At 41.2% G+C, this 7,930-nt stretch carries 11 protein-coding genes; 1 reads left to right on the top strand and 10 read right to left on the bottom strand.

Annotation, left to right across the window (positions count from 1 at the left end; translation table 11 throughout):
• From ACXAC4_RS28435 to ACXAC4_RS28390, 10 genes are all read right to left on the bottom strand, one after another.
• Nucleotides 1-315 (bottom strand): HD domain-containing protein (locus ACXAC4_RS28435; RefSeq protein WP_475168808.1); only part of this gene is annotated, 315 nt, incomplete at its 3' end.
• 332 nt (nt 316-647) lie between these two features.
• Nucleotides 648-1,313 carry an NAD(P)/FAD-dependent oxidoreductase gene (locus tag ACXAC4_RS28430; protein ID WP_475168807.1) on the bottom strand — a complete coding sequence of 222 codons (666 nt, stop codon included), beginning with the start codon at nt 1,311-1,313 and terminating at the stop codon, nt 648-650.
• A gap of 194 nt (nt 1,314-1,507) precedes the next feature.
• Nucleotides 1,508-1,771: an FAD-dependent oxidoreductase gene (locus ACXAC4_RS28425; RefSeq protein ID WP_475168805.1), complete on the bottom strand. Its 264-nt coding sequence runs from the start codon at nt 1,769-1,771 to the stop codon at nt 1,508-1,510.
• 51 nt (nt 1,772-1,822) lie between these two features.
• Nucleotides 1,823-3,469, bottom strand: a complete 1,647-nt coding sequence (gene phnX / locus ACXAC4_RS28420; RefSeq protein WP_475168802.1) for a phosphonoacetaldehyde hydrolase — start codon at nt 3,467-3,469, stop codon at nt 1,823-1,825.
• Between the two features lie 34 nt (nt 3,470-3,503).
• Complete coding sequence (locus ACXAC4_RS28415; protein ID WP_475168801.1) at nt 3,504-3,908, bottom strand: DUF5690 family protein; 405 nt, start codon at nt 3,906-3,908, stop codon at nt 3,504-3,506.
• A gap of 61 nt (nt 3,909-3,969) precedes the next feature.
• Nucleotides 3,970-4,686: a TonB-dependent receptor domain-containing protein gene (locus ACXAC4_RS28410; RefSeq protein ID WP_475168798.1), complete on the bottom strand. Its 717-nt coding sequence runs from the start codon at nt 4,684-4,686 to the stop codon at nt 3,970-3,972.
• Nucleotides 4,673-5,248: a TonB-dependent receptor domain-containing protein gene (locus tag ACXAC4_RS28405; protein ID WP_475168795.1), complete on the bottom strand. Its 576-nt coding sequence runs from the start codon at nt 5,246-5,248 to the stop codon at nt 4,673-4,675. The genes ACXAC4_RS28410 and ACXAC4_RS28405 overlap by 14 nt, the downstream gene beginning before the upstream one ends.
• Nucleotides 5,232-5,624, bottom strand: coding sequence for a hypothetical protein (locus ACXAC4_RS28400; RefSeq protein ID WP_475168793.1), 393 nt, complete (start codon nt 5,622-5,624; stop codon nt 5,232-5,234). Before ACXAC4_RS28400 ends, ACXAC4_RS28405 begins: the two co-directional genes overlap by 17 nt.
• Entirely contained in the window at nt 5,611-6,774 is a 1,164-nt protein-coding gene (locus ACXAC4_RS28395) for a carboxypeptidase-like regulatory domain-containing protein (protein WP_475168791.1), read from the bottom strand. Before ACXAC4_RS28395 ends, ACXAC4_RS28400 begins: the two co-directional genes overlap by 14 nt.
• Nucleotides 6,775-6,913: 139 nt before the next feature.
• Nucleotides 6,914-7,267: an ExbD/TolR family protein gene (locus ACXAC4_RS28390; RefSeq protein WP_475168787.1), complete on the bottom strand. Its 354-nt coding sequence runs from the start codon at nt 7,265-7,267 to the stop codon at nt 6,914-6,916.
• A gap of 184 nt (nt 7,268-7,451) precedes the next feature.
• Here ACXAC4_RS28390 and ACXAC4_RS28385 point away from each other — a divergent pair, with 184 nt between their 5' ends.
• Nucleotides 7,452-7,910, top strand: a complete 459-nt coding sequence (locus ACXAC4_RS28385; RefSeq protein ID WP_475168809.1) for a TonB-dependent receptor plug domain-containing protein — start codon at nt 7,452-7,454, stop codon at nt 7,908-7,910.
• Nucleotides 7,911-7,930 lie beyond the last annotated feature (20 nt).

The following is a 7,930-nucleotide window of genomic DNA, read 5'->3' as shown; positions in this document are numbered from 1 at the left end:
TAAGGTTAGTGATCCTTGTGGCTTTCTGTAGCTACAACTACGCCTTGGAACATGTTGAGAAACCATGGCAACAACAGCATCATTAAAGTTATTTTCTTTTAAAAAAATTGCGCCAAGCTCGCAGTGATTCACATATCCTTGCTTGGTCATCGTGAGATTTTGCTGCTGTGCGATTAAATGCCCAATATCATGTAAAAATGCAGCAACGACAGTATCAGCGCTTAATTTTTGCTGCAATGCAAGCCCAGCGCACTGGGCTGCATGAGAATACTGAGTACAAATTTCGTCATAGTGTTGGTGACCAGAACTGCTCAAATAAATTAACCAGAATCTGTGTAATTGTTTGTTGGTGTGTAATGGCCATCTAAAAAACTCTACGATTTCATATCGACTTTTCCTGCGCTGCCTATGAGGCTGGCAAGATACGTATCTATTGGATTTACATGGGTGTTATTGTCTTCTGCTCGTTCTTTACGACGAATTGCATTACGAATTAGGTAAGCGCCGACAGTTCGAAAGGGCTCAACTACAAAGTTGTCTAATGTTTGATTTACAAGGCCACAGTGTTGCCAAACAGGTGCATTCTTTAAAATTAAAGCACACAGAATATTTGCCCCTAAAAAAGACTGTACGACGCCATTACCAGACTAACTCCCGGCGTAGATAACGTTTGCTTGATTATTCAAATGTCCAAAAAACGGGAAGCCAGTGACACTTCGGTCAGAAGGGCCTGTCCAAGTTCGATCAATTTCAAAATTATGCTTAGGGAAAAAGTGTGATAAAGAGTTATTTAATAGCGTTTGATAGCGACTCGGCTGCTCAAATTTATCACTCATTCTGTTTGCGAAGCTAAAATAATTTCCGCCTTTGCCAAGCATTAATCGACCATCAGTAGTGGTTCGGTAATAGTTTACAAAAATACGGGAGTCTATTATTGCAGCGCCATGATTGAGACTTAAATGATTTAGCGTTTCAGGCATCGGTTTAGTAATTGCCATATCGCTTGAAACCAGCACGATATTACGTTGAAACTGCGGCTTTAGGGTAGGGAGCCACGCATTAACGGCAAATACTAGATGATTAGCACAAATATTACCTTGGCTTGTTTCAACATTTAGGGGGGACTGTCCGCTATGTGCTGTGTACTGGCACTGTTCAATAATTGTAACGCCTAAACTTTCAGCGACCTGTTTTAAACCACGAACTAATTTTGCCGGCTGAATACTTCCACCATGAGGTGAATAATGACCGCTAATACTTGGCGGCTGATCCTGTATTGATAAGAGCTTGAGTATCACAGTGTTGCCACGCATTAAGATTGTTATCCTCAAGCATTTTTATTGCGGGGGCTAACAAGTGCTTTTGTGCTTCATTTGAGGCGGTGTAATAACAGCCATCAATCCGACAATCGCAGTCGATACCGTGCTGACAAACAAACTCTGCAATTTGATGAACCGCTGACTCAGACTCTTTGACTAAAAACAGTGCCTTTTCGAGACCGACTAACTTACTTAAACTGGGCAGCTTCGTTGACCGAGCTTAACATTGCACCGCCATTTCGCCCTGATGCACCTTGCCCGCAAAAGCCTTTTTCAATGATGGTAACCTTTAAATTAGCTTGTTGCTGCTTAAGTTTGATTGCGGTCCAAAGACCAGTAAAACCACCACCTATGATACATACATCGTAATGATGCTTTGCAGGTAATGCAAGAGGAAGCGCATTGGCTTCCTCTTGCATTGCGTTATCAAACCAAAAAGGTTGAAACTGCATTATGGGCGCTCCCCTCGGCTTAGTTTTGCATCAATCTCCATTAAAACAGCTTCAATATCGGCCAGTGAGTCCACCACGAAATGTGCACCTGCAGAGTACAAGCTTTGGTAAGCTTGGCGTGTGCAGTTGTTGCTTCTGTTCAGCACTACAAGCTTGCCACTCTTGCTCTGTTAAGCCAACCGCATTACCGCTTAATGCGAGGCCAATTGTCCACATGCCGGCATTCAAACCTTCTTCGATGCCGGGGGCTGAATCATCAATTTTGATACAGTTAGCAACTTTTTTAATGCCTAAAGCATTTACATTTTCAAGAGCCATCCAAGGGCCAGGGCGAGAACCGGCTTTAAGGTCGTCACTTGCTACCCAATGATCCGGTTGATAGCCATAGTCTGCAGCGGCGCTGACTAACACTTCCATAACTTGGCGAGGGTAGCCCGAACAACTGCCTACTTTGATGTTTTGCTGTTTTAAGCGATTGATCACTTTAAGCGCACCAGGAATAGGCATTGCTCTGTCTGCTACTTTAGCCTTTTGCAATGGCATGAAAGTTTGATAGATGTGATCAATATCTGAGTCTGACATTGCTCGGCCAAACTGTGAGTGCCAGCGTGAAGCAACTGACTCTAACTTTCCAAGTGTGGCAATGTGATCCCATTTTCCCATACCCATTGGAATACGCGCTTCAGCAAGTGAAATCTCAAAGTCATAAGCTTGTTTAAATGCTTCAACAAAAATGGTGGTGGGGGCAACTGAGCCATAATCCACGACAGTTCCAGCCCAATCTAAAATGATAGCTTCTATGTTTTTCATAAGATTCTCTTTTAATTGTTTCAGGTCACAACCTGTTTTGAGTGATAGAGTTCGAATAGGGGATAAACGTACTGTGAAATAACACAGTGAACATGCAACTAAAGCGGCGGCTACAATGCCAACTAAGTAACAAGCGTTAATAAAGAAGTTAAGCCAACTGAGTTCAGGCATAGCAAATGTTCTGTACAGTAAAATACTGACAGAGCCAAGATAGCCTGCAGAATCAGCAAGATAAATTAAAAAACCAGCATTAGCGACAGAGCCAACGGCAGAAATCATTCGGTCAAATAGAAAACAGTTATACGGGATGTAACTGATATAGAGACCTGAGCCAAGTAAGACCATCCACGCTTTTGCGGATATCAAGTTAGCTTCAAAAGCAAAGGTACTCGACAATAACAAAGCGGCACCGAATAAAATAAAGCCGTGATTGACATAAAATGCGGTTTTGTTGTTTTTTACCAAAACCATCGCACCTAATGCGATAAGGACAATAAATGACATTCTTATCCCCGCGTAGGCGAAAATGGCAGGTTCTTCACCATGGCCAAGAGCTTGCCAAATTTCAGCTGCAAAATTGTCACGGAAATCACGAAAACCAGTAAACAGCATGAAGCTTAAAATGAGGCAGCTAATACCAAACCAATACTGTTTAAAAAATTGCCAACGGGCTTTGCCATCCATAGGTAAGCGTTTTTGTCTTGCTTGTTCGTCCTCTATTGTTGGTTCTGGAATGAGGGTTAAGCATTTAACACTAAACAATAGCAGCGGGAAAAATAGCGCACCTGTTGCTGCAGGCATCCAAAGTTCAGGTACATTTAGTGTATCAATAAGCCATTTGCCTACACTGCGAACAAGGCCTGATGCCAATATAAAAGTGACACTCAAAATAGCGCCTAGAATTTCACTGGTTTTTCTTCCTTCAGAGAAAGCTAAAAACAAGTCCCCAAATCATGCCTAGTGAGAGGCCATTAAAAAATAGCCAAATAACATTTAACCCAATCGGAGTGATAGCAAATAACACCAGCGATATTTCTGCAGCGGCAAGCAGGCCAATAATTGTTAAACCTCGTTGCTGATGCTGCATCTCTGAAATAACTTTTATGCCAATAAATTTAGCGCATAAATAGCCAAAAACTTGCGCCAAAATCAGTGCAATCTTAAAGCTTATCTGCCAACTCGGATCGTCGAATTCAGTGTAACTATTTGCAGTGAATGGCTTACGAAATGCGTACATAGAAAAGTAAGTGAGAAATGCAGCACTGGCTGCAAATAACACAAAACCGGTTCCTTGCGCACGTTTAAGCCAATTAGGGTGTGAAAACATTAGGTATCCTTTGCGGGGCAATGGCCCCGCATACAACTCAAAAACTGATTAGAACTGATAATTAATGCCAACCATGCCGCGTACACCGTAGTACTCTACTTGTACGAGGACGGCTTTCATCGCCTAGGTAGTATTTAAGAGGCTCGTTGGTTAAGTTATTCAGTTCGAGGTAGACTAATGCGTTTTCGTTAAGCTGATATGACGTGGTAAAGTCAACGCTTGTATTGTCGCCATAATAGCTATCAAATTGTTTGCTGCTGCCATGCTCTTCAATGTATTCACCTTTGAAGTTAACGGCTAATCGAGCTGCAAAATGCGTATTATCGTAATACACCGTAAAGTTGTAGAGACTATCTGCTTGGCGAGGAATGGAGACTTTGTCTGCGCGATCTGGAATCGTCATTTCTGAATCCATGAAGGTCGCATTAGCCATGATGCCAAAGTTATTTAGTTTAGGTGTAATAAACCCTAAATCACGATTGAACGCGACCTCGAGACCTGCAAGCCATGCGCTATCGCCATTTTCAGGGCGAATAATATTAACCCCAGTGTTATTGCCGAACTCTCCTATAGAGCTACTTTGAAAAATAGGATCGGTAATATCTTTATAAAATACCCCCAGAGAAACTAACCCTAAGCGGTCAAAGAAGTATTCAGCCATTAAGTCGACATTATTTGAATAAGTCGGCTCTAAATTTGGGTTACCAGAAGTTAATTCGTTGTCTGCTTCTAAGTAAGTTGCACCTGGCGTTAATGAGCCAAAGTCAGGACCGAGCAAAAGAGCGAGTTAATGCAAGTCGATAATTGGTTTGACTGTTAGGGTGATAGGTTAAATGCAATGCAGGTAACACAGACAAGTAGTCATTGTTTGCTTTAACGCTTTCGACTTTATCTTCATCTGCAAGGTAAATATAACCGTCAACTTCGGTGTCGGTTTGAGTTAAACGAAGACCTGTTAGCATTTCCCAATTAGCATTAATGGTATATGTTGCCATACCATATAAAGATGTATGTTGTTCATTAACATCAAAGTTTCTGCCAAGTGCTCCACCATTTTCGATTAAAGCAGATTCACTTTTATCAAGGACAAACTTGTCTTTATTGTTATTCCAAAAATTCGCTAAGTCATCAGTACTAGCAACTTGCGAAAACTGACTTTGATAATCGTAAGAAAGCTCGCTTAAATAGTCACTTCGCCCAGGTTGGTCGGCTAATGCAAAATCACTCAGAGTAGGGGCTGCGCCATAGTTTTCAGTATCCCATGCATAAAATTCATCGCTGAACCTAGCAACGCGTTCTTTATCGCGATACTTTGCGCCTACTTTAACAATAGAGATCATTATTGAGTTGCCACTCAAAGTCTAAAGCGGCAACAATTTTATCTTTTTCATTCACCTTAATTTTATAAAGTTCGACCCACGATAAGCCCATTTGGCTTGGATCAAACGAAAAACCACTTGGTAGATGAGTACTGATTTGATCCCATGGATCTGAACCACCATCAATCGTGTTATAAGCGTAGTTTTTGCCTGTATCTCTGTCTTCAAGGCCTTCGTAACCGACATTTTTTTGGTCAAATCGAACTACAAAATAACTGTTATCTTCACTGTTAGGCGTGTTGCCATACCTAAATTCGTTTTCATAGCTAGATAAAGACCAATTTAATGTTTTGTCGTAGCCAAAAAAATGCTCACCAGCAAACTCAAAGCCCGTCATTTCTGTTATGAGCTCCATTTCTAATATGTTGTAGCTCTGCTCTGTCTTTATCAAAACGCATACGATGCTTATAATGCGTTTCATCGTCGATTAGTGTGCCGTACATTGCACTAGCACTAACATTGCCTTGTTCTAGCTGGTATTCAACAGAACCATTTAAACCGTAAGTTTCACGAGTTCCGGTGTAATCTCTTAGCTCTAAACGATAAATTCCTAAACCATCATTTCCTCGACGTGGTTCAAAGTTATCTGTTGCCCAGTCGCGTTGCCACGCTGTTGCGTTAATTAAAAAACCTAACTTGTCATCTAAGATGCGATCGCCATAAAGTAAGTTGGCAGAGTAGTTATTGCCATCAGCTAGTTCGTTTTGACCGAGTGCTAAATTGGCATTAAATACAAAATCATCGGGTGCTTTTTTGGTTATAAAGTTAACGTTACCACCAATAGCATCTCCCTCCATCTCTGGCGTTAATGCTTTTGATACCTCTACAAATTCAATAAGCTCACTCGGGAAAAAGTCAAACGCAGTGGCGCGGCTGGTAGTTTCTTCTTCTGCAGTTGGTAATCGGTTGCCATTGATAGTTGCAGAGCTCCACTGGGCAGGTAAGCCGCGAACAGCAACAAATCGGCCTTCGCCTTGATCGCGCTCTATAGAAACTCCAGGGATGCGTTGAACTGCTTCAGCTGCGTTACGGTCTGGCAACTTACCGATGCCATCAGCCGAAATAACATTTTTAATATTTTTAGCATTCTTTTGGCTATTGGCCGCAGCCATTTCACCACGTTGAATTTGACCAACAGCAACGATTTCTTCAATGGTGTTAGCTGAATTATCCATCACAATAGGATTCAGTAATTTAACCTCATTGTTGTTTATCTCAACATCAACAATCTGGCTGCTATAACCCATATACGAAACTTCAAGTTGGTAGCGACCTGCATCTAATTTAGCAAGCTCAAACTTACCATCATAATCAGTCACCGTTGATTGATTTGTGCCAACGACTTTAACCAAAGCACCTGGCAAGCGATTACTATGATCTGTGATAGAGCCTTGAATTTTTGCATCAGTGGCAAAAGCGCTATGTGCCGATAAAAATGGGTAGCTGCACAAAAAAACAGCTGTGCTGAGTGTACGTCGTTTAATCATCTGTTGAGCCTCTTATTTTTAAATTTATCTGGACTAGACCAGATTTGTTACAGACAATAATAGAGAGGCTTTTTTACAAAGATGTGACGGTTTTTTATTTTTAATATTAAAAGAGGGTCAAATGACCCTTTGAGATAAGTTATAAAGACGTGCTGATAGCAATTGGTACATCTTGATATTGTTTTATTTTATCAAGCAAGGTGACCAAGGTTTTATGGCTGCTTTGCTCACTTGCTGTTACTTGCACATTGGTCATTTCAAACTGTGCGGCAAATAACGCAAGGTTAGCGATTATCTGCTCTGGTGTGACAAGCCTATTTGCAAAATAAATACTGTCGTTTTCAGTGATAGTAAATTGCGCTTGTTTTTTAGGGTTTTCAAGACTTGGTTTTGCTAAAGGGCGGTTCACTTCAATAGTGCGCTCTTTAACAAATGAGGTTGTGACGATAAAAAATATCAGCAAGATAAATACAATATCGAGCATTGGAGTCATATCTACATCAGCATTTGCAGTGGTTTTTTTCTGATTGTTTCAGGTGCTGGAAGTTAGAAGCCACAAGGATCGGTTAACCTTAGCAATACGTACTGAACCAGTAGATGATCGTTCAGTTACGTATTGCTAAGGTTAACGACGGTTAGATTCACCTCTTACACAGCACCTCCTAAGCGATGCGGGTATTACAAACGTTGGTGATCTTTTAGATTCAACACCATCTGCTGATATCGGTACTTCTTTAACTACTGGCCAAGGTATTTTCGGTGCTGGTATTCGTACAACTAACCTACGTGGCTTAGGTACTGGTCGTACACTAGTTCTAGTAAATGGTAAGCGTTTTGTATCATCAAGTGTTACAAGCTCTGCAGTTGACCTTAACATGATCCCAACTGCTGTAATCAAGCGTGTAGAAATTACTCACGGTGGTGCTTCAGCTGTATACGGTTCTGACGCGATGGCTGGTGTTGTTAACATCATCCTTGAAGACTCTTATGATGGTTTCAGCATTGATGCTCTAACTTCAAGACCGCAACAAGACAATGGTGAAGAAGACGTATTCTCACTAACGTTTGGTAGCGAAAATGAAGATAACAGCTTCATTTTCAATGCAACATATTCAAAGGTGCTGTGTAAGAGGTGAATCTAACCGTCGTTAACCTT

The organism is Pseudoalteromonas sp. AWM4_233 (genome assembly GCF_056158285.1).
The sequence above is the reverse complement of the archived record's forward strand: the minus strand, read 5'-3'. Positions and strand labels throughout refer to the sequence as shown.